General features: G+C 42.8%; 12 protein-coding genes, 24 tRNA genes, 1 rRNA gene and 1 riboswitch. Of the genes, 4 read left to right on the top strand and 33 right to left on the bottom strand.

Features of this window, described 5'->3' with window-relative positions:
- From FZC88_RS22160 to FZC88_RS22040, 25 genes are all read right to left on the bottom strand, one after another.
- Nucleotides 1-257, bottom strand: a 16S ribosomal RNA gene (locus tag FZC88_RS22160); the annotation flags it as partial.
- A gap of 300 nt (nt 258-557) precedes the next feature.
- Nucleotides 558-632, bottom strand: a tRNA-Asn gene (locus tag FZC88_RS22155).
- Nucleotides 633-641: 9 nt separating this feature from the next.
- A tRNA-Ile gene (locus FZC88_RS22150) sits at nt 642-718 on the bottom strand.
- 9 nt (nt 719-727) lie between these two features.
- Nucleotides 728-801, bottom strand: a tRNA-Gly gene (locus tag FZC88_RS22145).
- A gap of 9 nt (nt 802-810) precedes the next feature.
- A tRNA-Cys gene (locus tag FZC88_RS22140) sits at nt 811-884 on the bottom strand.
- 2 nt (nt 885-886) lie between these two features.
- Nucleotides 887-961 (bottom strand) — tRNA-Gln (locus tag FZC88_RS22135).
- Nucleotides 962-969: 8 nt separating this feature from the next.
- A tRNA-His gene (locus FZC88_RS22130) sits at nt 970-1,042 on the bottom strand.
- Between the two features lie 17 nt (nt 1,043-1,059).
- A tRNA-Trp gene (locus FZC88_RS22125) sits at nt 1,060-1,133 on the bottom strand.
- A gap of 10 nt (nt 1,134-1,143) precedes the next feature.
- Nucleotides 1,144-1,227: transfer RNA gene (locus FZC88_RS22120), tRNA-Tyr, on the bottom strand.
- A 36-nt stretch (nt 1,228-1,263) separates the two neighbouring features.
- Nucleotides 1,264-1,339, bottom strand: a tRNA-Phe gene (locus FZC88_RS22115).
- 61 nt (nt 1,340-1,400) lie between these two features.
- A tRNA-Asp gene (locus FZC88_RS22110) sits at nt 1,401-1,477 on the bottom strand.
- Nucleotides 1,478-1,596: 119 nt separating this feature from the next.
- Nucleotides 1,597-1,670, bottom strand: a tRNA-Met gene (locus FZC88_RS22105).
- Nucleotides 1,671-1,697: 27 nt separating this feature from the next.
- A tRNA-Ser gene (locus FZC88_RS22100) sits at nt 1,698-1,790 on the bottom strand.
- An 8-nt stretch (nt 1,791-1,798) separates the two neighbouring features.
- Nucleotides 1,799-1,872 (bottom strand) — tRNA-Ile (locus FZC88_RS22095).
- Between the two features lie 28 nt (nt 1,873-1,900).
- Nucleotides 1,901-1,974: transfer RNA gene (locus FZC88_RS22090), tRNA-Met, on the bottom strand.
- 76 nt (nt 1,975-2,050) lie between these two features.
- A tRNA-Ala gene (locus tag FZC88_RS22085) sits at nt 2,051-2,126 on the bottom strand.
- 8 nt (nt 2,127-2,134) lie between these two features.
- Nucleotides 2,135-2,211: transfer RNA gene (locus tag FZC88_RS22080), tRNA-Pro, on the bottom strand.
- Nucleotides 2,212-2,218: 7 nt separating this feature from the next.
- A tRNA-Arg gene (locus FZC88_RS22075) sits at nt 2,219-2,295 on the bottom strand.
- A 26-nt stretch (nt 2,296-2,321) separates the two neighbouring features.
- Nucleotides 2,322-2,410 (bottom strand) — tRNA-Leu (locus FZC88_RS22070).
- A 5-nt stretch (nt 2,411-2,415) separates the two neighbouring features.
- A tRNA-Gly gene (locus tag FZC88_RS22065) sits at nt 2,416-2,490 on the bottom strand.
- A gap of 8 nt (nt 2,491-2,498) precedes the next feature.
- A tRNA-Leu gene (locus tag FZC88_RS22060) sits at nt 2,499-2,583 on the bottom strand.
- A gap of 54 nt (nt 2,584-2,637) precedes the next feature.
- Nucleotides 2,638-2,713, bottom strand: a tRNA-Lys gene (locus FZC88_RS22055).
- A gap of 22 nt (nt 2,714-2,735) precedes the next feature.
- A tRNA-Thr gene (locus FZC88_RS22050) sits at nt 2,736-2,811 on the bottom strand.
- A 58-nt stretch (nt 2,812-2,869) separates the two neighbouring features.
- Nucleotides 2,870-2,945 (bottom strand) — tRNA-Val (locus tag FZC88_RS22045).
- Nucleotides 2,946-2,949: 4 nt separating this feature from the next.
- Nucleotides 2,950-3,024: transfer RNA gene (locus FZC88_RS22040), tRNA-Glu, on the bottom strand.
- Between the two features lie 1,607 nt (nt 3,025-4,631).
- A riboswitch (cyclic di-GMP riboswitch) is annotated at nt 4,632-4,717 on the bottom strand.
- Nucleotides 4,718-4,973: 256 nt separating this feature from the next.
- Here FZC88_RS22040 and FZC88_RS22035 point away from each other — a divergent pair.
- Nucleotides 4,974-5,870, top strand: a complete 897-nt coding sequence (locus FZC88_RS22035) for an N-acetylmuramoyl-L-alanine amidase (RefSeq protein WP_148996480.1) — start codon at nt 4,974-4,976, stop codon at nt 5,868-5,870.
- A 675-nt stretch (nt 5,871-6,545) separates the two neighbouring features.
- Here the strand turns inward: FZC88_RS22035 and FZC88_RS22030 are convergent.
- The 6 genes from FZC88_RS22030 to FZC88_RS22005 all read right to left on the bottom strand — a co-directional run bounded on the left by FZC88_RS22030 (nt 6,546) and on the right by FZC88_RS22005 (nt 19,681).
- Nucleotides 6,546-12,212 (bottom strand): pullulanase, encoded by a 5,667-nt coding sequence (locus tag FZC88_RS22030; RefSeq protein ID WP_148996479.1) that lies wholly within the window; start codon nt 12,210-12,212, stop codon nt 6,546-6,548.
- Between the two features lie 667 nt (nt 12,213-12,879).
- The gene (locus tag FZC88_RS22025; RefSeq protein WP_148996478.1) at nt 12,880-14,988 is read right to left on the bottom strand and encodes an SA1320 family protein; all 2,109 of its coding nucleotides are present in this window, start codon (nt 14,986-14,988) and stop codon (nt 12,880-12,882) included.
- Nucleotides 14,989-15,003: 15 nt separating this feature from the next.
- Nucleotides 15,004-15,948 (bottom strand): DUF1672 family protein, encoded by a 945-nt coding sequence (locus FZC88_RS22020; protein ID WP_148996477.1) that lies wholly within the window; start codon nt 15,946-15,948, stop codon nt 15,004-15,006.
- A 341-nt stretch (nt 15,949-16,289) separates the two neighbouring features.
- The gene (locus FZC88_RS22015; RefSeq protein WP_148996476.1) at nt 16,290-17,216 is read right to left on the bottom strand and encodes a DUF1672 family protein; all 927 of its coding nucleotides are present in this window, start codon (nt 17,214-17,216) and stop codon (nt 16,290-16,292) included.
- 54 nt (nt 17,217-17,270) lie between these two features.
- Nucleotides 17,271-18,188, bottom strand: a complete 918-nt coding sequence (locus FZC88_RS22010) for a DUF1672 family protein (protein ID WP_148996475.1) — start codon at nt 18,186-18,188, stop codon at nt 17,271-17,273.
- Nucleotides 18,189-18,784: 596 nt separating this feature from the next.
- The gene (locus tag FZC88_RS22005; RefSeq protein ID WP_148996474.1) at nt 18,785-19,681 is read right to left on the bottom strand and encodes a DUF1672 family protein; all 897 of its coding nucleotides are present in this window, start codon (nt 19,679-19,681) and stop codon (nt 18,785-18,787) included.
- Nucleotides 19,682-20,036: 355 nt separating this feature from the next.
- On the opposite strand from FZC88_RS22005, the gene FZC88_RS22000 reads away from it, so the two are divergent.
- The 3 genes from FZC88_RS22000 to FZC88_RS21990 all read left to right on the top strand — a co-directional run bounded on the left by FZC88_RS22000 (nt 20,037) and on the right by FZC88_RS21990 (nt 23,565).
- The gene (locus FZC88_RS22000; RefSeq protein WP_148996473.1) at nt 20,037-20,609 is read left to right on the top strand and encodes a DUF5317 domain-containing protein; all 573 of its coding nucleotides are present in this window, start codon (nt 20,037-20,039) and stop codon (nt 20,607-20,609) included.
- A gap of 177 nt (nt 20,610-20,786) precedes the next feature.
- Nucleotides 20,787-22,640, top strand: coding sequence for a diguanylate cyclase (locus tag FZC88_RS21995; protein WP_148996472.1), 1,854 nt, complete (start codon nt 20,787-20,789; stop codon nt 22,638-22,640).
- Between the two features lie 40 nt (nt 22,641-22,680).
- Nucleotides 22,681-23,565: a helix-turn-helix domain-containing protein gene (locus FZC88_RS21990; protein WP_148996471.1), complete on the top strand. Its 885-nt coding sequence runs from the start codon at nt 22,681-22,683 to the stop codon at nt 23,563-23,565.
- Between the two features lie 545 nt (nt 23,566-24,110).
- On the opposite strand, the gene FZC88_RS21985 is transcribed toward FZC88_RS21990, so the two are convergent.
- Both FZC88_RS21985 and FZC88_RS21980 read right to left on the bottom strand, forming a co-directional pair.
- On the bottom strand, nt 24,111-25,082 hold the full coding sequence (locus tag FZC88_RS21985) for a glycosyltransferase family 2 protein (protein ID WP_148996470.1): 972 nt from the start codon (nt 25,080-25,082) through the stop codon (nt 24,111-24,113).
- Nucleotides 25,083-25,102: 20 nt separating this feature from the next.
- Nucleotides 25,103-25,480, bottom strand: coding sequence for a GtrA family protein (locus tag FZC88_RS21980; RefSeq protein ID WP_148996469.1), 378 nt, complete (start codon nt 25,478-25,480; stop codon nt 25,103-25,105).
- Nucleotides 25,481-25,532 lie beyond the last annotated feature (52 nt).

Below are 25,532 nucleotides of genomic sequence, written 5' to 3'. Positions count from 1 at the left end.
TAGCTAATGCGCCGCGGGTCCATCTGTAAGTGATAGCTAAAAGCCACCTTTCAACATTTCCTCATGCGAGGAAATGAGTTATCCGGTATTAGCCCCGGTTTCCCGGAGTTATCCCAGTCTTACAGGCAGGTTACCCACGTGTTACTCACCCGTCCGCCGCTGATTGATGGGAGCAAGCTCCCATCAATCCGCTCGACTTGCATGTATTAGGCACGCCGCCAGCGTTCGTCCTGAGCCAGGATCAAACTCTCCGATAAAAGTTTGAATAGCTCTTTAAAATAAATCTAGAATTAACGTTGACGTATTGTCTTGTTTTGTTCAGTTTTCAAGGTTCAATGTGCAAGTGCTTCTCTTGAAGCGACCCTTACTATGTTACACGATCATTCATTTGATGTCAACAACTTTTTCAAAATAGTTTCGATCAAACTCATCGTGTTTTGTTGTCCGTTTGTGGCAACAAATAATACTTTACCAGTCAACTTCGCAGAAGTCAACTTCTTTTTAAAACTTTCTCAAAAAAGAGAATGTCTTTCCATTAACCTTTATAAAGAAGAAAATGGCTCCGCAGGCAAGATTCGAACTTGCGACCGATCGGTTAACAGCCGATAGCTCTACCACTGAGCTACTGCGGAATAATGAAATGGTGGGCCTAAGTGGACTCGAACCACCGACCTCACGCTTATCAGGCGTGCGCTCTAACCAGCTGAGCTATAGGCCCATAAATAATTGGAGCGGGTGAAGGGAATCGAACCCTCATCATCAGCTTGGAAGGCTGAGGTTTTACCACTAAACTACACCCGCATGAAGAATTGGAGGCGGCAACCGGATTTGAACCGGTGATAAAGGTTTTGCAGACCTCTGCCTTACCACTTGGCTATGCCGCCGTTGGCTGGGCTAGCTGGATTCGAACCAACGCATGTCGCAGTCAAAGTGCGATGCCTTACCGCTTGGCTATAGCCCAATATAAAGGGCGACTGATGGGAATCGAACCCACGAATGCCTGAACCACAATCAGGTGCGTTAACCACTTCGCCACAATCGCCATGCTTAACAAATCTTTGGCAGGGGCAGTAGGAATCGAACCCACACCAAAGGTTTTGGAGACCTTCGTTCTACCGTTAAACTATGCCCCTATATAAAAAATGGTGGAGGGGGGCAGATTCGAACTGCCGAACCCGAAGGAGCGGATTTACAGTCCGCCGCGTTTAGCCACTTCGCTACCCCTCCAAATAAAAGAAATACTTAAAGGTTCTTAAGTATAAATGGTGGCTCAGGACGGAATCGAACCGCCGACACATGGATTTTCAGTCCATTGCTCTACCAACTGAGCTACTGAGCCATATTATATAGAAGATTAAATTATCAAATGATCAACTTCCCTATTACTAAGTAATTGAAAATGGCGGTCCGGACGGGACTCGAACCCGCGACCTCCTGCGTGACAGGCAGGCATTCTAACCAACTGAACTACCGGACCAAAGCTTTTTGCGTAAGCAAAATAGGTTTCATTATTTTGACGACAGTCAAAATAACTATCCATGCGTGACTCATATAGGATTATTGATAACCCTTTATGAAACCGAGTCAAAAATGGTATTGCGGGGACAGGATTTGAACCTGCGACCTTCGGGTTATGAGCCCGACGAGCTACCGAACTGCTCCACCCCGCGACGATATAAATATGATAAAGGTAAATATGGAGGAGGAAGGGGGATTCGAACCCCCGCGGGCTGTTACACCCCTGTCGGTTTTCAAGACCGATCCCTTCAGCCGGACTTGGGTATTCCTCCGTGTACAATGGACCCTGTAGGACTCGAACCTACGACCGGACGGTTATGAGCCGTCTGCTCTAACCAACTGAGCTAAGGGTCCTTATAATCGTGCGTCATGTATTTAGTAATAGCGGCGGAGGGGATCGAACCCCCGACCTCACGGGTATGAACCGTACGCTCTAGCCAGCTGAGCTACACCGCCACGAAACGTTTACTATTCAACCTGAACCTTGATCAAGCAAGATTCAATGAAGTTTTTTTACTCTCGTAAAAAAACTTGGTGGAGCCTAGCGGGATCGAACCGCTGACCTCCTGCGTGCAAAGCAGGCGCTCTCCCAGCTGAGCTAAGGCCCCAAATAAGGTGGTCGGGAAGACAGGATTCGAACCTGCGACCCCTTGGTCCCAAACCAAGTGCTCTACCAAGCTGAGCTACTTCCCGATCTATATGGCGCGCCCGAGAGGAGTCGAACCCCTAACCTTTTGATCCGTAGTCAAACGCTCTATCCAATTGAGCTACGGGCGCTAAATGATTTTTTAGTAAGAAACAAGTGGTGCCGAGGACCGGAATCGAACCGGTACGGTAGTCACCTACCGCAGGATTTTAAGTCCTGTGCGTCTGCCAGTTCCGCCACCCCGGCAAGTCTGGAGCGGAAGACGGGATTCGAACCCGCGACCCCCACCTTGGCAAGGTGGTGTTCTACCACTGAACTACTTCCGCGAAATAAATGGTGCGGGTGAAGGGACTTGAACCCCCACGCCTCGCGGCGCCAGATCCTAAGTCTGGTGCGTCTGCCAATTCCGCCACACCCGCATGGTGTTTTGCTGTCGCAAAAACGATAAAATACTTTGCGCAAACAAAAATCTATGGTGAGCCATGAAGGATTCGAACCTTCGACCCTCTGATTAAAAGTCAGATGCTCTACCAACTGAGCTAATGGCTCATCTTCACAATAAGAAACCAAATGGTGCCGGCAAGAGGACTTGAACCCCCAACCTACTGATTACAAGTCAGTTGCTCTACCAGTTGAGCTACACCGGCATGTTTAATTGATTTGCACACTACATAAGGAAAGATTTTTTGCTGACGCAAAAATCTTTGGTGGAGGATGACGGGATCGAACCGCCGACCCTCTGCTTGTAAGGCAGATGCTCTCCCAGCTGAGCTAATCCTCCATATTGGTGACCCATACGGGATTCGAACCCGTGTTACCGCCGTGAAAGGGCGGTGTCTTAACCGCTTGACCAATGGGCCGTATTGTCAAAACGTCCCGCTTAAGGACATGTATAAATATATCATCTGGTTTCGCAGAAGTCAACTTCTAATTAACAGAAAACGAAAACTTTTTTCTACATACTCAGCTTAACATTTTTGTAAGCCGAAAAAGAATATACCATACCTTTAAACAATATATCAATAGGAAAAATGACAAACTATTCAAGTTCAAACATAGCTTTAATTTATGGATACCCCTCTCCCCTCCATTGATAGATACGAGAATAGTAAATAAACCTGGGAATACATAGCTAAATATATAACGATTGGCAACGTAGCAATACTCATAATAGTAGAAATCAGCGTCGCACTTAAAACATTCTGTGGCTCTGTCTGGAACTGGATCGCATACATCGTAGTGTTCGCAGCTGTAGGTGTTGAAGCCATGTTGATCATGATTTACTTAGTCATGCATTCCAAAGGCATAGACAGAACCATTAGAGCTGTAATTAATGGGGGGCGATCAATTACTGATAAAGATATATTGAGCTTCCTCCAGTCAATGGCCTTAACCATTATATTGGCTAATTGAAGACAAGAGTTAGCATAATAAATGAGATTGCTGCATCCACTATGAAATCAATCGCTCTCATGAATGATTCGCTGATCGGCATATTAAGCAACTAGAATGCGATGGCCCCCATTGCACCATACACCATAGGCATTTTTTTCACTGTTTGTAGCGCTGCTTTTTCTCCGGTCTGTTGGTCACTCCCTTTTGCTGCATAGAATACTATCAACGTGCTCATCAATCATTGTTGGTTGACTATGAAAATAAAGGCGACTTCAATGCCTGCTGATCCGAAAGAGAAAAGAACGGAGAGCGGCGTCACATAGTTTCCCTTATTCATAAAAGCCGAGGATAAAGCAAGTCCGAATCGCTCCGGCTCTGTAAACCGGTAACCTTTCAATTAGGTGGTAACTAGTAAAATAATGATCGAACACAATCCAATCATTAGAGTCAAAAGTCCGTACTTACTTCGAATGACCCGTTCACAGAAATTTTGAATCACCAAAACAACACCAACACATAGATAGATGACCATTTTTGAAAGGTTCTTGGTATCAAGTGACAGTGTTCTTGTGACACATATCATGCCCTGAATACAAAGAAGATCGGAGGCTAAATGGTGATGAATGACATGTTTCAGGCCCACCGTTGATTTTAAAAAGACTGTTTCCGATAAGAAGGCAAACCTTCTTAAACACAAACAGTCCTTAGGTTCATTCATTAATAACTTGAATACCAAGATTCTTTATTCAGTCATTTCCTGGATTCATATTCAGGACCTTCTTTTCAAGAAGTTTATTTTGAGTCGTCCAGGATAAACCTCTTTCAACTCTAATTTAGAAGCAATTACAAATTAAGACACCTGCAAAAGGCGCATTCTAAAAATGGTTATTCAACTTCATCTCATGGTACATTATTTTTTCCTGCAGTTTCTTTTTGATTCGGCAATCTAAACATCCCTCAAGTAATACGAGATTGTAATGGATCCTCATAGAGTGCCATCTAACCTTTATTTGTGATAAGAATCGAATCACCTTCATCTTCTCCTTCATGTTCATAAGTCGCAGGAGTCCGTTTCGAAAACTGGCGAGCATCGTCCTTATGACATTAGCCCCTATAGTTTTGCGTCACCATTTTTCAATGGGTTTGCCTTTATCGTACGAATTATGAAAGATTGGTTTGTGATTACGAGCAAAACACTGTATAAAACGAAAGAACCATACAGAGACATAAGTCGTATTCACTACTTTTGAATAATACCATACTTTCTAAATAGACAAACCGTATATTCCTAAAAGAATGATACATAGACATCTTCACCATATTTCAATAAGAGTGACACAGAATCCCCTCTTCTCCCACCACCGTAACCAAAAAGACAAGCTGTGAATATAGTACTAGTAAAGGGGGAATTCATATGATTTATGTAGTATTACGGGATGCTGGTCATGGATTAGAGACTCCAGGCAAGAGGACTCCCTATATCAGCTCTCTGGGCAGGTCGATTAAGGAAAACGAGTTCAATGAGCCTGTGAGTGAATTTTTCGGGGATGAATTAAAGCGACATGGGATCATCGTCCATGATATTTCTCCAACGACCGCAGACATCCCGTTAACTGCCAGAACAAATGAAGCAAATCGATTATTAAATTTCTACATCAATAAATACGGTGCATCAAACGTGAAGATCGTGTTAGTGAGTTTTCATTTCAATGCATTTGATGGGTCATTCAGCGGGTCAAATCCAAGTGGGATTTCTATTCATATCCAGCCTGGAAGTAAGTATGCAAGGGAATTGGCCAACAGTGTAGGTAAATATTTAAGGCAAGGGACCAAACAAGTTTGGCGTGGAGTCATAGAGCAGGACCTTCATATAACCAGGGAATTCGAAGGGGTTGCCATTCTGACAGAGAATGGATTCATGGATCATCCTGAAGAAGCTAAACTGATGCTTGATAAAGATTACCAAAAAGAAGTAGCGAGAGAATCGGCTCAAGGTGTACTGGAATACTTTAAATTACCGTATTTGCCGGATACACCTAAACCGACTGAAAAACCGAAGGAGGACGATGATATGCTAGAGAAGGCAATTGTGATTGGTACATTCAATGATTATCCGGCAGCAGAATTATTGGCAAACAGGTTAAAATGCCCGATTTATCCCCGCAATGCAATAAGCGGAAAAGTGGCAAAAGAACTGATTGTCTGTGGGGGTAAAAAAGATGGGTTAATCGCTGATAATATTGTCGTTCTTTCAGGGACCGACCGTTATGATACGTATAGAAAAATCGAAGAGTATCTTAAACAGTTATAAGAGGGACGAAGGGACAGGCTCACTGTCCCCAGTCCTCCTTATCGAGTACGGTCAATCACACTTTTGGAGGTCCCTGTTACTCTTAATCGATTCCTTCCTCTTACTTCATCAATTTGTCTTAGTTTCTTTAATAGATTGTTCCAATTATGCCTGTATAGCTTCTGTAGCATGCTGATGTTTATCCACATTTACTTCCATATCAGTCTTTCTTATTTTAGATTTTCCTAAGAAATGATCATCGTTCTGCTTCACCATGAATAATACATATCTATTTACTGATTTTAGCGATGACACTACTATTCTTCTTCGTGTATTCATGAGCATTTGAATACGCATTTGTGTGGAAATTTCTACTTTTTCATTAAACAGTATCTATAATGTTGAAAAGCGTCTCTATTTCTATACTTATTCAATTAAACGGATAATGGAAATTAGTTAATAAAAAAAGCGAAGAAAAATAGAAGCTTTACTACTGAATTATCATATACGACATTAATCGTGAACAACCTTATTGAATCTGCACGAAAACTAAAAACCCAAGAGTGCAATAAAATCGACACTCTTGGGTTTTATTGTCTTGAAACATTCACTTTACATGAACTTGCTACGTTACTTACATAGATAACACTGTACCTGCATTGAAATAGCGTTTACTCAGAATTCAGACCAGGGGATCTAGTTCCACCAATTCAGAATCCAGGATAAGGGACCTCTCCCCCATTCCCACCACCAATTCAGAATCCGGGACAAGGGACCTGTACCCACGTCCCGCTTCTCCACCTTGATCACTACCGTGGTTAAAGGGTCCAAGGTCAATGTGTCTTTTGTAAGACTGAACCCAGACTTCTTGGAAACAGGCTTTGTTCCCGCTTCATCATTGTCTACTACAACCTTCCCTTTAGAGAAGTCATAGTCACCCACCGATAGGGTACGTGCTTCGCTATCCGCGTTGACAAATACATAGTACTCACCCGTACCATCCGTGGATACATTCTTGTAAGCAAGCATCAAGTCTCTATCGGTGATTTCAGGTAAATCAAGCAGGGATACATTCTGATCAACGAGCTCCTGCTCGCCTAAACGGAAAGCATCGGTTGATCTTCTCAGCTCAATCAACCCTTCTGTATACTCTCTTGTTGTTGTATTGACTTCATACTTCTTTTTATTCGTTGCTTTTTCCCAGTCAAACTTATTGATGGCGTCGGATGAATCGTATGAGTCGTGGATGAAGTAACCGAATGGGTTGCCCTCTTCGTCTTCCAACTCATGATATTTCTGTTCCGGTACGCCTTCCCCTAACCATTGCTTCGTTCGACCGTATTCCTGACCTGCGTGGATAAAGGCCGTTCCCTGCGATGTGAGAATCATGGAGTTACCAAGGCGGATACGTTTATGAATCTCCAGGTTGTTTTCCGGAATGGCCGGGTCCTTTTTGATCGATTGGGCAATGACATCGTATAACGGGAGGTTGTCATGTGCTGCGATGTATTGGACCATATCACCTGGGTCGTCGTCTGCCGTGTTGCCAGGCTGACCTTTGATGTTGTTAAAAATCGTGTTGATGTCGCGTGCGCCGCCTGTCAGGAATCGCGGCTCACCTTCAGAACCGAATCCGGATTTCAGTTCGTTACGGATTTCGTCGGAGAAGACTCCTACGTCGTCTGTTTTGTCCATCCAATCCTGGTCGGCACCCATTCCTTCTAATGAAGGATCTGATAAATGACCGGCGAATGTTCTCCAGCCTTCACCGATGAACAAGGCATCCGGGTTGATTTCAGCCGCTGTGTCATAGGCTTTTTGGATGGATGGGTAGGTTGCGTCACCCATCATATCGAATCGCATACCATCGATCTTGTATTCGTCGAACCAGTATTTCACTGAGTCGACCATCAGCTTTTCAGCCATCGTATGGTTGGTTGCCAGGTTGTTCCCGAAGCCTCCAAGGAAGTTCCCTTTGTCATCCTGGAACGCATAGTAGTTTGGCACGATATCGTTCAATGTGCTTGTTTTGGCCATATGCGTGTAGACGACGTCAAGCACGACACCCATACCCTTATCATGAATCGCGTCGATCAAACGTTTCGTTTCTTCAATTCGTAATTGTGGATCAGTGGCATCCTGTGAATACGCACCATCCGGGGAGAAGTAGCTGTGAGGATCGTAGCCCCAGTTGTATTCATTGCCACCTGCTGAATACTCAAGCTCACGTTCGCCCATATTCGTTTCATCCCCATAGTACCATGCCATGATCGGAAGCAGTTGAACGTGTGTCACACCCATTGATTTAATGTAATCAAGTTTTTTGATAAAGGCGTCATAGGTACCCCATCTTTCCTTCTTCAAATCTTTTTCAATCGAAGGGTCTGAGGTGAAGTCACGGACGTGAACCTCGTAAATGACGGCATCTTCACGTTTTTCATAACCATCAATGGAAGCATGGCTGAATTTCTTAGGATCGGTTCCTTTTAAATCGACGATCGCCGCTTTCCCGACGTTATCGCCGTCTGGTCCTGCTTCACCTTCTGTATTCACGGTAAAAGCAGCCATGGATTTGGCGTAAGGATCCAAGACTTTTTTCGTTACGCCGTCATTGGTTACTTCATATTGATAGTAGTAGCCTTTCAGATCTTTTACCTTTAAGTCTTTTGCTTTTACTTCCGTTGACCAAACTCCTTGTTCACCAAGGGTCAGTTCCACACTGCCGATTGGTTTCGCGGCATCTTTTTTATCAAAGAAGTTCGCGACGACCTTACTTGCTTTCGGTGCCCAAAGCTTTAAGGTAGCATCGCCTTTTTTGTAATTGGCACCGAGATCGTCCCCATCGTAAGCATATTTGTTATCGATCAGTCTCCACCCAGCCGCCGCTGAAACGGTTCTGCCAGAGTAAGTGATCGATAGTGGCAGTTTTTCCAGGTCGAAATCAGCTTTTACTTCCACTGTTTTGTCTCCTGTGATTTCAGCACTTTGAACCGTCACATCTGATCCAGCGCTGTCTTTGATGGCTAAACCGGACAATAGCGCTTCTTCTGTCAACCCATCTGTCATCGTGAAATTCAGACGGATCGTATCGTCTGAAATGACCTCAGAAGAAATCAGTCCCGTTGCCACATCCCCGTGTGGAGAAATGTAGACCGTATCGTCGCCCTGCTTCACCCATAAGTGATCATATTTATCTAACAGATTGAACGTTTTGTTGCCGCCATCCTTACCGGCATCGCCTTTCGACTCATCCAGCATAATGAAGCCGATTTCTTTTGCATTCTCGTTTAACGGGATGTCTACATAAGCACCATAACGGTCTTCACCCTCTAAATCAGCCGCACCTGTCGGCCAGTTATCTGATGGTGCTGCGACATCTCCCCAATTCCACACACCGAAGTTCTCATAATTCCCGTCTTCACGTTCATAATGAATACGTACCGTGTTCTCCGGCAGATCAACCGGCTCATACGTATACACCTTATCAGAACCTTGTTGGATCCAAATCTCATTTACCTCTGGAGAAGTGATGGTAAATCCTTTGTCCCCACCATCTTTACCCGCATCCCCTTTTGTAATATCCATTACAAGGAAGCCGATATTTTTCGCTCCTTCAGCCAGGGGAACATCAATGTAGGCGCCATAGCTGTCAGTCTTTTCAAACATGGTAGCACCGGTCGGCCAGTTTGCCGATGGTGAAGCCACATCATTCCAAAGCCATGCACCGTAGTTTTCGTAGTTTCCATCGGTACGGTTATAGTGGATGCGGATGTTGTTTTCCGGAACCGGCTCTACTTCAGGATCTTCTCCCCCTGAACCTGATCCTGCTTCAGCACCTGTAATCTTACCGCCTTCAACGGTCAACAACGCGGTACCGCCGTCTGCTATAGAAGGAAGAGTCAGGGTGATTTCATCCCCACCGTCAGCATTATACTCTTCTCCAGAATAAGTATCTGTTACGACAGCACCAGGAGAATCAACAGTCAACGTGATCTCTTTCGCTTCGTCCGCCACGTTCAAACCAACGTAGACAGAATCCTCTTTATAGTCACGGGAGAATACCAGGAACTGATCGCTATTCGAACCACCGACAGTCTTTCTCTCCCCTTTAGCGAACACATCGGAATGCGCCCCTCTAAAGTTTAAAATCTTCGTATAGTGCTCCAACACGTCATTATTTTCTACATCATCCCAGGCAAAATCATAGCGGTTATCGTACTGCGGATAATTGTTCGCTCCGCTTTGTCCAAGCTCTTCACCGTAATAAATGACCGGCTGTCCCTTCGACGTTGCCTGAAGGGAAGCAGCCACTTTCAGCTTGCCTTCATCTCCGCCTAACGAATACAAGAAGCCGTCTTCGTCATGACTTCCTAAAAATTGTCCAAGTGTTGCTGTGTTATCAATCTTTCCGTTTCGAGCCGTCAGTTTATCATTGGCTGCTTTCAGGTTGCCGCTAACAAATTCATGAGCGATACCTTTGAAGCCGAAGTCCAGAAGGGAGTCCATCATTCCGGTATCAAGATACCCTAATTGGTTATCAGAACTCGCTCCCCACGCTTCACCAATCATTTTGTGCTGAGGCATTTTTTCCGTAATCGCGTTTTTAAAAGCCATCCACGTCGCATCTTCCACATGCTTCACAGTGTCTACGCGGAAATAGTCAATCGTATTCCCTTTAGCCGTTGTCGCTTTTTCGATCCAATCCGTTTGCCAATCGATGATTTGCTGGCGGACTTCTGGATTTTCCGTGATGACGTCTGGTAATCCTGCTAGTTCACCAACCACTTCATCCGTACCGACATCAGCACCTTGACGAACGATGTCGCTGTACTTGTCTCTTTCTGCATCCGTCGGATAACCTGCAGGACGCTTATCCTCAGCAAGCTCTCCATCAATCTCTTTCAAGCCATATCCAGTATGATTCAAGACCACATCTACCATGATTTTAATGCCTCGATCATGTGCCTCATCAATTAACGTATGGAATTCCTCCATGGATCCAAAGTGAGGATTCAACTCACCGAAGTTACTGGCCCAGTAGCCATGATAACCGAAATAAGGCTGATCCGATTCCCCGTTCGTTTCAACGGAACGGACATCATATTGAATATTTTCAACGACCGGACTGATCCAGATCGTATTCACACCAAGATTATCAAGGTAATCGAGTTTCTCTGTGATTCCTTTAAAATCTCCCCCCTGGTACGTTCCTCTTTTGCTCTTATCATAATTCAGATTGTAAGGATCATCATTCGACGTATCCCCATTGAAGAATCGGTCTGTCAGCATAAAATAAATGATGGATTCATCCCAATCGAGATCCGAATCTCCGACCGACTGTCTTGCTTTGACTTCGATTCCAGTCGTTCCCTCATAATAGTTCCCGTAAGAATCCACTACGGTCAGAGGAATCGATTTCGTGCCTGCCGTTACATCATCATCGACTGCTACTGTCACTTCTTTTAATGAAGGATCGATTTCAAGTTTCTCTGATCCGCCTAATGAAGAAACATCCGCCGTGATTTTTTGGATCTTCACATCCTCTGTCAGTCCATCGACACCAACAGATAAGACAGCATTCTCATTATAGTCCACAGCCGTTGGTGACACTAAACCCGTAACTGTCAGATCCGCTTTTTGGAAATCAAGAAACGATTCCCCATCGACTGTATTGTAAGGGTCACTTACTTCTGTCGTTTCACCATCTTTCGTGACTAAGAAGGAGTACGGGTTTTTCCCATTAGGAATGTTGTCATATGCAAGTACGAACCGTTCATTCTCCGGTTCATACGTCATTTCACTCGTTTCCCCGTTGTACTTCAACTCTACTTTTTCAATTGAATCCATCGCATCATTTGCGAATAATTCTTTATCACGATAATAGAACGTCGCATTTCCCTGATCGATCACCGGGGCCGATCCATCCGGTACAATGCGGATTTCCTCGACACCGCTTGTTATGTATGCCTTGGTGATGGTGTCGTTTTGGTTCACTTTAATAAAACGATCGCCAAACTCCTTCTCCGCCGTATTCCAATCTTCCGTACTGCGAAGAACAAAGCCGAATTGCTCTGTTTCAGGTGCAACAGCAATGTTTGCTACCGCCACTCCATTTTCATAGGAGTCAAAGTTGATTTGATCATCCTGTACCCCTGTATTCCAGGCCCAAATGTTCCAGTCTCCGTACGTTTGGTCTTCTCGATCATACGTGAAACGTACCGTGCGATCACTGGACTCTGCTGATTCAATCGTGGCATTGCCGTCCGCCACTGCAGAAGCTGCCGGTGCAAATGGTGACCAAAGACTGATAAGCATCATCAAAGTCATAAAAATTGAGAATCGACGCTTTGTCCTATTTCCCATTCATGTTTTCCCCCTCTTAAATTGGATTAATAGAATAATAGAAGTGCTCTTGATGGTTGTGAAAACGTTTGCGCAAACAGTTAAAAAAATGTGAGATGATTCTAGGGGTAGTTATTTTGAACTAGTGCAAGCGCTTGCAATTATCTGTCTTTTCTATTTTACAATAAATTCATAAAAGGGGCTATATGACAAAAGGGGGATTTTATTCCTAGTTTTTATTATGGCTCTTATCGTAATCATAATGACTCGAATAGTGTAATGGCTCTTTTTGGGGCGACACTGTGCTCGACTTGGAGGTCCCGCGGCTATTCATTGGCTGCTATTGAACACAGAACGACTTTAGATTGTCATTTTTTAGCTGAGGTGGAAAGCTGATCGGATTAGAGGGGGTCCGGTTTGGCTATAAATCCTGATACGTAACCCTCTCCCCGAGAAATTGATCCGGATTGGACTATTTTCAATCCGGAAATGAAATATTCAATCCTGTTTGGAAATTATTAATCCAGATTTTGAATAATTGATCCTCTTTACGAATAATTGATCCTCCGTGTCGAATTTTCTTCAAGTAGAGGCTGCTCAGAAGCAGTGATCATTCAAGTCTAAGGTTCATATTAACGCTTTGCGAATAGATCCAAAAAAAAAATAGGAACAAGCGGATACCCTGTCCCTACAATGTCACACGATCCACTTGTTGACGCAGTTGGATCATATTGTCTTTCACTCGTTGTGAAATTTCACACAATGCTTGAATCGAATTTCCTTTATGTTGACTGAGCTGGTGGACGATGTCGTCAAAGAGCATTTCCATTTCTTCATGAATGGCCATGGCCGATACATTGTATATATGGATATTGGAGTAATTCGTTTTATCAAAAATCGCAGAGTCGATATAAGGTCTGAAGCTGTCAAGTAACGCTGGAAATCCGATCGTCAATCTGGTTAATCCGTCCCGGAGTCCTTCTATGGTTGCAGCAAGTTCGTCTATCGGCTCCAGTGCGGAAGAAACGTATGACCGGATTTTGTCGTCGAAGTCCGAGAACATACTGATGAGCTTTCCGGGAACCGTTCCACTCAGGGCAACATTCATGGCTCCCTTGATTTGAGCCGAGATGACCTCCAATGTATTCTCGATGGCAAAAGCAAGACCCGTCAAACCGCCTAAAAGCGGAAACAGAAAGCGGTGGGAAACTCCCTTGAAAGCTTCAAAGGACCCGTCCAGGTAAATCTCTTTCACCTTCATACCGATGAGCATATGATTAGACGTTTCCAGCACGTACTCGTTTTTCTTCGGCATCACTACTTCATGTTGAACCGAAGACCCTCCTGAGATGCTTGCACTTAAAGAAGAATCACGGTCTCCAAAGTTTTTTGCAAGGTCCCCAACCTGACTCTGAAATTCTGCGATGTGACTATTCATTTTCACCCCATTGGCTTTGATAATCTCATAGTGTGACAGCATCTCGTTCACAAGTAGGTCCTCAAGTGTTTCCTTCCCTCCGCTAAACAGCTCCGGGATTTCTTTATGAAGGATGTTCTGCAGGAATCCTGTCAGACTGGTAATCTCCTGTTTGAATTCAAGCAGCTGATTCCGGGCCTGACCGAAAATGCTTTCGACACTGATGCTTCGGTTGAATAGATGTTCCACGAGTTCGACAGGTGGGGAATTCAACACACCGTTGAGAGATTTACTGGCGTTTTCAGCCATATTCAAGAGAGAAATAAGATGATCGATTTCCGAGGTGAGACGATGTCCCGTCGTCGTGATTCCTATGAATAAAGGATTACCGATCAAGTTTTCAAATGAATCCTCAAAAATCATCTGCAGGCGGCTCAACCGTTCCGAGTAACGGTCTCCTTCATGCTGGGCGATTTCCTGCGAATTGGTCAAGTAGTCCTGGGCATACCCCAACCTTGTGGTGACATCCCCCGCAAGGGCTTCAGCCAATAGGTTCAAATTGTCTCGATTGATTTCAATTCTATCCGAATGGCCGCCATAGAGGGGTTCTCCCGTCCAGATACTTGTCATGATGTGGGCATCGGCTTCGTCATGGATTTTGCCGTAACCAGGGTCTCCTGGTTGACCGATCTCATAGGCTCCTTTGTCGTTATAACCTGTATGATTGTTCGTCAGCGTACTGAAATTCTCACCGATTTGCGGGATTCCCGTAGAGATGTCGTATCTCCGTCCAGGGATACGGGAATCGAGATTCAGGGCTATCAGGGTTCCGGTTAAGACGTCGTAGTTGGTGAAGTAGTTGGTGATGTTGTCGTAGCTTTTGTTGGGATCAATTACACCTTTTGGAAATAATGCTGGATTTAGAGTAACGGATTTTATATCAGGTCGATTTCTTACAGCGTAGTTTGCAAGGGGGCCCCCTAGGGAGTTTCCGGTAACGGAGCTAACTCCCCCCTCATTCTTATATTCTTTTTGTATTCTATTTAAATATTCAGCGGAAGCTTCAAGTTGAGGCAAAGTTAGGTCACTTAGCAGTTGAACATCCGTTAATAAATCTTGCTTTCCATTCTCAGCAGCTGCGTCTGTACCTTCATATACTATTGTTATTTCTTTTGTGGACTCATTTCGGACTGTAAATGCGTCTAGTCCAGTGTCGTCGAGGAAATTTACATCTAATACCTTAAATGCCTTTCCATTAACTTTTATAATGTCAAATCTATTAATTTCTGAATAAGCATGTAATCCCGCTAATTCAACCAAGTCCCTATCAGTGGTTTCTCTATTAACATTAACTGGATTAACATTATTTACTGATGGCACCTTACTCAACTCTTTCTAATGTTTATTTTTTATAATATAATTGGGGTCGGCTCTATCAACAGTGGTTTCTTTATCCCCGCTACCCGTAACTTTATCAATTATATTGTCATGTAGTAGGAGATTATACGCGCCAAAAGGAAGCCCTTCCGCATCTTCAATAACTTTTGCAATATCCTCTAACTCTTCGTTAGTTGGATTCGAATCTTTTTTATCTTTAAAAAGCTGAATAGTAATATTTATTGACTCAGGGCTTAATTTCTTTAAATTTACCTCTTTTAAATCTTCTTTCGTAATATCAGGATTTTCTAAATAAATTTCAACGATCCTCTCTGATATTTCCATATCAAAAAATGACACAAAATAATACTCATTTCCAAATCCAAATGATTTAGTATTATTAATGGCCTGGATTTTTTCTCCAGTGAATGGATATTTTTCTGTAATTTCTTTCAATAATTTATCCAACTTGCTAAACTGATCTTCATATATCAATCCATAAACACCCGAAGTGATGGCATTTTCCACCTCTCCTTCTAATGAATAAACCTGGTCAGTCAGGATTTTATCCTCATTAGAATCTATGGGCACAACTGCAAAGGTATGGAAATGGGGCTTACCCACAGACTCCACAAACACGCTAGCTCCATCAACATTACCAACAATATTATGAATTTCAACATCAGTTTTATATTGTGTTAAGAAAAAATCTTTGACGGCTTTTTCCACTTCTTCCCGTTTTGCTTCAGCAATTTTGTCATTTTCTTGACCATTTTTCAGAGAAAACCCTTCTCCATTATATTCCTGGACGCTTACTAAACGATTGCTTTGATCTTCCACTTCATCCTGCGTACCCTTCTTCTCATCCACACCATTACCATTTGCATTATCCATATTCATACATCCTCCAAGTAATAATAAAAGTCCGATTCCACATATAATCCATTTATTTTTAGTATTCATGAATGTCTGATCCTCCTAATTGGATGGGTTCATTTAAAGAATTACCTTTATATTGTATAAAAGTCTGTAAAGTATTAACAGTTCAATCCGGTAATACTTAGAGCAATCAGGTAAAACAGGAAAAAAGTAGGGGAGCAGACTTCTTTTTTACGTTTCTTTTATACTATTGATTTAGCATATTGAACTTACGCCTAAAGACTCATACATTTGTATAATTACCCCAATTATTTAAATGATAACCTATAAGTACTGAAAATAAATCTCCTGAAATTTATAACTATAAGACCTGATCACTAGATCGGGAGTAGTTAGATACGGTCATACAGCTCACCACTTTAACATCACTTCTTTAAAATCGAATCCGGAAACGTTAACTGCAAAGAATTATCTTTGATTCCATCGTCTACTTTTTCATTAATTAAATTATCATTAATGATTACACTGTAATTTCCTTTAGGTATCGAACTCATTGACTTAATATCCTGTTGAACCTTATTGAATAATTTTTTATCAGGTTCTACATTTTCATTCTCCATATATAACTGAATCGTAATATTATAATCTTCTGCTACGAAATCAGCTTTTGAGAATAGGGATTTAAGTTCACTGACGGGTGTGCCGGGATCTTTCAGATAAGCCTCATACACAGGTTGGATAGCTTTGTCTTCCGGTGGAGTGGATAGATAATAATAGGGGGTCATATAACCTGCCCCTCCTACATTTTCGAGTGATTCTTTCCTTTTCCCTACAACTTCATTTTGGGACACTATCTTACTTAGATACTGATCCAGGTTATTAAATTCATCGTCAAATATAAGGTGATACAGGCCTCCTTGGATGGCGCTCTCAATATCACCGTCCAAAGACGTGACGTCATCCCCTACAACCTTTTTTTGACTCAAATCAATTGGCACTATAGCGGTTGTAAAAAAATGAACTGGCCCTGTCGACTCAACAAATACTGTCGCACCATCCACATTTCCGACTATGTTATGGACTTTGACATCTGTTTTATACTTTTCCATAAAGAAATCCTTAGCTGCTTTTTTTACTTCATCACTTTTTTCCTCTGCAATCTTATCTGCCTCTTCTCCATTTCTAAGGACATATCCGTCACCTTTATAATCTTGCACTCTCACCAAAGTATCTTTATATTCTCCGGTAGCCTCTTTTGAATCAACATGTTCTTCATTATCCATATTCATACATCCTCCAAGGAATAATGAAAGTCCGATTCCATATATAATCAATTTTTGTTTAGCATTCATATATGCCTGATCCCCCGATCTTCATAATTTCTATGTACTTGGATATACACTACCCTACTCCTTAATTATCTCATCAGGAGTCGTTTTTTCGAGAGAATTTTCTTTCACCGCTTCAAAGGACTGCTTGTGGACTGTATTGTCGTTGACGAAGATACTGTAAGTCCCGGTTGGGATATCACCCATGCTTTCGATATCGTTTACTATTCTATTAAATACCTTCTCATCCGGATCAGCATCTTGCTCTCTCATAAACAAATGAATGACCACCTCAAAATAAGTCGGATTAAACACTTGTTCATTATAAGCAGCCCTTAATTTTTCTATACTAACCTGGGGATCTTTCATATATAAATCATAAACTGGTTTTATCGCTTCATCATTTACAACAGATGAAGACAAGAAGTAATAGGGTGTCATATAGCCTGAACCTCCAACATTTTGAAGGGACTCAATCGTTCTCCCGGTAACAGGTTCTTCCTTTACAATTTTCTTTAAATAATCATCCAAACCAACAAATTCGTCATGAAAAACCTTCCTGTACAAGCCTTCTGTTATGGCGCTCTCCACTTGTCCTTCTTGAGAAAACACACTGTCTGACAAAATTTTTTCATTTGATTGATCAATTGGAACAACTGCATACGTGTAAAAATGAAGAGGATCAGTTGATTCCACAAATACTGTAGCTCCGTCCACATTGCCAACAATATTATGAACCTTTACATCTGTCTTATATTCTTTCAAGAAAAAATCTTTCACCGCTTTCTCTACTTCCTCTCGATTCTCTTCGGCAATCTTGTCTGTTTCATCCCCATTTTTAAGTATGTATCCTTCTCCATTGTACTCCTGGACACTTACAAATTGATTCTTCATCTGCTTTTCAGGATTTTCTTTTTCCTTAATCCCATTCATACATCCACCAAGGAACAATGAAAGTACTGTTCCGTATATGATCCTTTTATTTTTTATAATCATAAGTGCCTCATCCCCCTATGAATTTGGTGTTAATGCTATATCCCTCTCACCTTAATTGTTAACAATGTAGTTCCCATGCCCACGACTTAATGAATTATCCTTTTCCCCAGTAAAACTATCCCGATATACCTTGTTGTCATTAAGGAATAAGCTATAAGATCCTTTTGGTATGCCATCCATGGCATCTAAGTCATTTACCACGCGTTGAAAAATCTCTTCACTCGGAGGAGCGTCTTTCTCTTTCATAAATAAACGCACATTAATCAAATGGTCGTCTGGAGAAAACGAACTCTCTTCATATGCGTGTTTCAACCTTGGCCATTTCGTCTTCTTTTGCTCCCATACAACCACCTAACATGAGTGAAAAAACCAACGTACCACTCACCCCTATCCACTTACAATCCATCTTACTATTCCTCCTATTTGCTGCTTCTCTTGATCAGTTTTCATTCACGAAATAATGGAGATATCCTCTTTCCAACGTGTCGACACTACCCCTTTCATCCTGATCTCCCGCCCCCATTGTGAGCAGAATTAAAGTCCCTGTAATCCCAGTTAACACGATTTATCTGCATTCAACCAAGCCTGCTTCCCTCCTAATCTCTTACAATCCCATTTGGATACGCCCGTTCAAGAGAATTGTCTTTCACACCCTCAAACGATTCTTTATGTACCCGATTGTCATTGATGAACACACTGAAGGTCCCCGTTGGAATTCCGCTCATCCTCTCAATATCCTCCGTAATCTTATTAAATAATTCCTCGCTGGGTTCAGCGTTCTCCTCTTCCATAAACAACATGATGGAAACTCTCAGATTATCCGCGCTAAATTTTTCTTCATTGAAAGCTCCCCTAAATTGTTCTGCCGATGCTTGCGGGTTCCTCATGTACAACTCATATGCAGGCAGAATCGCTTCATCATCAGTGGTGGACGACCCGATGAAATAATAGGGGGTCATATAACCAGCCCCACCAAAGTTCCCTAGGGACTCACCCGTACGGCCAACAACCTCCTCTTCGGCAACAATCTTATCAAGATACTCATCAAGACGATCAAATTCTTCATCAAAGATCATCCTGTATAGTCCATCCGTAATCCCACTCTCCACCTGTCCTTCCTGTGAAAAAACGCGATTCGTACTCACTTTCTCTCCATCGAACGGAATCACCGCATACGTGTAAAAGTGGAGCGGTCCTTCCGATTCAACATACACTGTGGCTCCTTCCACATTCCCAACCAGATTATGAACTTTAACCTTTGTCTTATACTCCTCCAGAAAGAACTTCTTGACTTCCTTTTCAATCTTCTCTTTATTAGCTTCTGCGATCTTGTCGTTTTCCGATCCCTGATTCAGGAAGTAACCTTCTCCTATATAGTCCTGAGCCCGTTCATATTTGGTGTTCGGGTTCACCTTAGGAGCTTCTTCTTTTTCAACACAACCGCTTACTAGCAGAAGCACGGTAGCATATGTGATAATCGTTTTCTTTTTCAAGCTTCATCATTCCTTTACTTTTCCTCTTCCAAATTAATAGGGAATTTCAGGCGGATTTTTTTATAAACCATAATGATTATGGCACTCATACCTTGCTCCTAATAATAATTCCATTATATCTATAACTCTATCCAACCTTCATTACCGGACCATTTTTATTACATAATTGTTTAAATATCCCAATTCATCCGATGTAACCTGCGTATTTATTTATTTATTTTGATAGAAGAGAATGCTGAAGTAAATAATTAATATTCAAAATAACTAAACATTTCCAATTATTTTCCGTTATAATGGAAAATATGGTATTTTAATCGGTCGTTATCACTTTATATTGCTTACCGGAGGCTGTTATATGGTTTTTGATGGGATATTAATCGCAATAATCATTGGGTTCATTCGTGGAGGAAGCTTTAAGAAATTTGCAGATATCCGTTTTAAAATGGGATGGGTCTTCCCCGTATTGCTGCTGTTACAGCTTGTCATTTTTTATTTTCAGAATAAGGTGGAGTGGGTCGGACAGGTTAGCAATCTCTCATTTATGTTCATTTATGTCGTGGGGCTCACATTTTTATGGGTGAATCGCCATCATCCCCATTTCATCGCGATTTTCGTCGGGGTTCTATTGAACTTCATTGTCATGGCCATCAATGGCGGAAGGATGCCGGTCTCCATGGAGGCGGCTGCGGTGATCGATCCTCACTATCTGGAAGCAACGAAAAATGCGTTATATGCCAAGCATGCGCTTGTGACGGAATCTACGAAACTGGCTTTATTGGGAGATATCATTCCTTTGTCAGCCCCCTACCCCCGTGAGCAGGTAATCAGCATCGGGGATATCGTGATGAATATCGGGGTATTCCTATTCATCCAATCCGTGATGGTCCGCAAGAAGGACAAGCTCGTCGCATCCAAGACGACACTTTAAGGAGGTGAGATTATAATGAAAAATAGAACAAAAAATGCTATTATTAACCTAGTCATCATTGGTTCTGCTGTAGTTGCCCTTACTTCTGGTTGGAAGTTCTGGTAAAAAATACAGGGCTGATCACGGATCATCCGACCCGGGGTCAGCCCTAATATGTTAATGAGAGCGTGAATTCGTATGAAAGTAAAACTGAAATCAGAAAACGTGTATATTGCATTTATTTCCCTTCTTGGTGTTCTATTATTTTTGAACCACCTTAATCCCCAAGTGGAAGACTTATCAAACTGGGTGCTCATTTATACCCTTGTCGGAGCGATTTTGCTATTAAATCATTTTAATATAATCATTCCTCTTTCCGGCAATACCCTCTCCATGGATTCCTCTATTTACTTAGCAGGTCTTTTTTTGTTTGGGCTGAAGATCCCTTTGCTGGCACTCGGCGTCAGCAGTATCGTATTTCTCATGATCCGCTTCAAATTGGCGTGGTGGAAGCACCTCTTTAACTTTGCCAACTATTCTCTCATGCTGATCTGTACCTACTATACGTTCATTCTGACGGGTGGGACTGTCGGTGAAACGGACTTTCCGAATATCATGCCCTACGCCCTGGCCCTGTCCGTTTACTTCATCTTAAATGTCATGATTATGTGGATCTATTTCTATCTGGCACAAAAGCCATCCCTGAAGACCATCATCCGTACCGCTTTTCAAAAGCAGCTCATTCAGGAGGTCTTCACCAGCTACCTCTGTACGCTCGTCCTAGCGTTGGTCCTGACGATTCTAATCAGCCAGCAGCCGATATTCGGTATATTTCTATTCCTGACACTTGCAATCATGCTTTCTTTCGCCTTCAGAAACTTCTTTAATCTATATAAAGAGGAAGAAGCGAAAGCCAAGAGGGATTTCTTAACGGGCTTATATAATCATGGATACTTTAAACTTCGCCTCGATGAGATGCTTTCGGAGAATCGAAAGGAACCTTTCTGCGTTGCCCTGATCGACTTGGATGATTTCAAAAAATACAATGATGCCAACGGTCACATACAAGGAGATGCGCTCTTAAAATTCTTTGGCACGTTCATGCTTCATAAAACAAAAGACCTTCCCTTCATCGCTGCCCGTTATGGAGGAGAAGAATTCGGCCTCATCCTGCCTGGTGTATCGAAGCAGGATGCCTTCACCTTCCTCAATAAAATCAGGAAAGAAATCAATGATACCTATTTTACTGGAGTGGAGCATTCCCCCCAGGGCTGCATTTCATTCTCGGCAGGAATTGTGGAATATGAGAGTGGGACGTACAGTTCATCTGAACTTTTATCAAAAGCAGATAAAGCCCTTTATTTCGCAAAGTCTCAAGGGAAGAATGCGATCCAAATATATAAAGAGGATCATGTGTATCACCAGGACTGCCAGTTTGCGAAAGAAATCGATGCACTTGAACAGCAACTGCAGATCTTTCTGTCCAAGGATGTCTACACCTATCAGCATAGCAAGCGTGTCTTTTCCTATGCGACAGAAATGAGTGAACGGCTGAATCTAAGCAGCGAAGAACGGCGCACCCTGATCCTGGGGGCACTGATCCATGATATTGGGAAGCTTGAGATCCCACGGGATATCATCAACAAAAAAGGAAAACTTGACCCCCATGAGTGGGAGATGATGAAGAAGCACGTCATCTATGGAAAGGAAATCATTTCTTCTATTAAGAAGTATGACGAGCTCCTGCCGTTGATCGAATTACATCATGAACGCTATGACGGCAAAGGCTATCCATATGGATTACGGGAAACGAACATACCGAAGCTTGCCCGGATCCTCTGCGTCATCGATTCCTTCGATGCCATGACAACGGAAAGACCCTATCAGAAAACCAAAACCTTTACAGAAGGAATCGAGGAACTCCGCGCATGCTCCGGACACCAATTCGATCCAACCTACGTCGAACCATTTATTGAAATGATCGAGGAGAACTATGTGGGACAGGGGGACAGTCACCTTGTCCCAGCGAATCCTAACCAGGAACAAGGGTAAACTTTAACTGAACCCCGGTTCCACTTGAGGAGGTCTACCAGTGGATTACTCTGTTATTGGAAAGAAGATAAGGGAATTAAGGAAGGCGGTGGGTCTTACTCAAGGGGATCTGGCTGAAGGTATCTGTACCCAGGCCCTGATCAGCCGCATGGAAAAAGGGGATATCTATCCAAGCGCCACCGCCCTTTACCAAATATCGAACAGGCTGGGGGTGGATGTGAACTATTTCTTTGAGATTGGTACCACCCCGCGACTCGACTATCTTCGTGAAGTAGAAAGACAGCTAACCAAATTGAGGGTGGATCAACGATTTGAGGAAATGATGGATATCGTCAAAATGGAAGAGAAAAACCCACTTTTCTATAAAGACAATGAAAAGCTTCAGCTTCTTTATTGGCACAAGAGCATCTACTTATTCGAAATCAAAAAGGATTCGGGCGCTGCATTCTCCATGCTGCAGAAAGCCTATAAGCTGACATGCCATCAGAAAAAAGCCATGACGGAACGGGAGATGGAAATCCTGATTACGTTCGGAATATGGGAAACTCAGTTGGCCAACCATCAGAAAGCCCTTGAATATTACCAAAAGGTGGAGATGATGATCCACCCTGCTGAGCAATTGCATGATAAATCGATCAAGACACGTTTGCTTTATAATATAGCCCGGGTTCTCACACGAACCAAAAACTACGAGGAATCGACTGACTATTGCTTAAAGGCCATTCATTGGTGCATAGAGGAAGAACTGCTTTGGGGATTGGGAGAATCGTATTATCAAATCGGTTTTAACTATGAACTAACGGAAGATTACGAACAAGCGATCCCTTACATGGAAAAAGCCCTCCTCATGTTCGAGCTTCGAGAGAATAAACTCTACTCATCATTCCTTCAAGACAAATTGAAGAAATTGAATGGGGGTCAATAGGTACCCTTTTTAGAAGCGTATGTTTTGTAAAACAGTATTTTGAGTAAATAAGAGCGGGATGCCCAGTGTACCGAGCATCCCCTCCCCCCTCTGGCTCTGCCTCAAGAATGGCCAACTAAAGAACATTCGACACGGAGGATCAATTATTCCAAAAGAGGATTAATTAATGAAAAACAGGATCATTAAATTCTAAAGAGGATTAATAATCTGATATCCGGATTGAAAATAGTCCAATCCCGATCAATTCCTTCGCGAAGGGATTCCTTGTCAGGAATTTCACTCCTAATCGGCTCACCCAGACCCTTACAAGTGTCTGCTCAAGCAAAAAAAGACAATCTAAGGTCATTTTCCGTCCAAAAGCAGACAAAAGGACCTCTCTTCAACCACAACACTCAGCCCCCATATTCAACAACTGAAACCTCTAGGGCCTGTGAGACTCACCGGCCACACCACCCAAGGGGAAATCAATCCCTACTCTCTTCTATTGACTAGCAACGATGGTTACAAAAAGAAAAATGGGACAGGATGCCTGTCCCCGTCCCATCTCACACATATTCCACAGATTCCCGCTCACTCTTCACAGGTCCTTTCAAATTCACGGTTTCTTTCACAATATAAATCGGACGATTTTTGCTTTCGTCATAGATTCTCGCGATGTACTCCCCTACAATGCCCATACCTAACAGTTGAACTCCGCTAAAGAAGGTGATGGCCACCATGATCGAGGCCCAGCCTGTTTCCACCCCTTGTCCGAACAGCTTGACGGCAATCGCATACACAAGGACGAAAAAGGAAATCAATACCGACGCGAAACCGATGGTCATCACCAGCTTCAACGGCTTGGTCGAAAACGCAATGATCCCGTCCGAAGCAAATTTGATCATTTTCTTCAGTGGATATTTCGTTTCACCGGCAAACCGCTCGTCCCGTTCATATTCAATATAGGTCTGGTTAAACCCTACCCAGGAAAACATCCCCCTGACAAACCGGTTACGCTCCGTCATCGTCTTGAACACATCCGCTGCCTTTCGATCGATGATCCGGAAGTCTCCCGTATCCTTAGGGATGTCGATGTCCGACATATAGTTCAGGAACTTATAAAAATACTTGGCTGTCAAAAGCTTGAATTTCGTTTCCCCGGATCGCTTTTTCCGTTTCGCATAAACGATTTCATAGCCTTCTCTCCACTTTGCTATGAGTTCCGGAATGACCTCCGGCGGATCTTGAAGGTCCGCATCGATGATGACGATCGCATCCCCGGAAGCATAATCGATTCCCGCTGTCACTGCCGTCTGATGACCGAAGTTCCGGGCGAAATTCACAATCTTCGCCTGATTGTCCTTCAGTGCGATCTCATTCAAGATATCGAGGGTCCTATCCGTACTCCCGTCATTGACAAAAATAAATTCATACTGGATATGATGATCCACCATGACGTGCTTGATCCTGTTATAGCATTCCTGTGCCACTTCCTCTTCAAAATACATAGGAATGACAATTGAAATTAGTTCCCGCATGATATCCTCCACTTTTCTTATTAATGACTGCCCTTCGCTGCGAAGGTCCATCTCGCATTCAACAGATAGTTCAACACCATCCCCGAGCCAATGGCCACGATATTCGCCACAACCGGATGGAACCCGGCATATTGAACCAGCAGATACAGAATCACGGTATTAAAAGCCAGTGTAAAAACATTTACCGAAGCAAACTTCACAAATACATCCGCCTTCGCATCGCGAGCATCGAACACCCATTTTTTATTCCAATAATAGCTGTTCACTACACCCAACACATATCCCAGGACGTTCGCGAGCAGATAGTGTATGCCTATATAGATAAAGAGCGTGTAGCTCCCCAACGTGATCAATGTGTTGAAAACACCGACTGTCCCGAATTTCAGGAACCTTTTCATCCTATCGAACTCCTACTCTTTCATTCTCGGTTAAAGATACCAATAATTGAAG

It is taken from the genome of Rossellomorea aquimaris, from assembly GCF_008180865.1.
GTDB classification, from domain to species: Bacteria; Bacillota; Bacilli; order Bacillales; family Bacillaceae_B; genus Rossellomorea; species Rossellomorea yichunensis.
The sequence above is the reverse complement of the archived record's forward strand: the minus strand, read 5'-3'. Positions and strand labels throughout refer to the sequence as shown.

Coding starts and splice junctions, on each gene's coding strand:
- FZC88_RS22035 (WP_148996480.1), top strand. CDS start 4,974: ATGATTTATGTAGTATTACGGGATGCTGGTCATGGATTAGAGACTCCA.
- FZC88_RS22030 (WP_148996479.1), bottom strand. CDS start 12,212: ATGGGAAATAGGACAAAGCGTCGATTCTCAATTTTTATGACTTTGATG.
- FZC88_RS22020 (WP_148996477.1), bottom strand. CDS start 15,948: ATGAATACTAAAAATAAATGGATTATATGTGGAATCGGACTTTTATTA.
- FZC88_RS22015 (WP_148996476.1), bottom strand. CDS start 17,216: ATGAATGCTAAACAAAAATTGATTATATATGGAATCGGACTTTCATTA.
- FZC88_RS22010 (WP_148996475.1), bottom strand. CDS start 18,188: ATGATTATAAAAAATAAAAGGATCATATACGGAACAGTACTTTCATTG.
- FZC88_RS22000 (WP_148996473.1), top strand. CDS start 20,037: ATGGTTTTTGATGGGATATTAATCGCAATAATCATTGGGTTCATTCGT.
- FZC88_RS21995 (WP_148996472.1), top strand. CDS start 20,787: ATGAAAGTAAAACTGAAATCAGAAAACGTGTATATTGCATTTATTTCC.
- FZC88_RS21985 (WP_148996470.1), bottom strand. CDS start 25,082: ATGCGGGAACTAATTTCAATTGTCATTCCTATGTATTTTGAAGAGGAA.
- FZC88_RS21980 (WP_148996469.1), bottom strand. CDS start 25,480: ATGAAAAGGTTCCTGAAATTCGGGACAGTCGGTGTTTTCAACACATTG.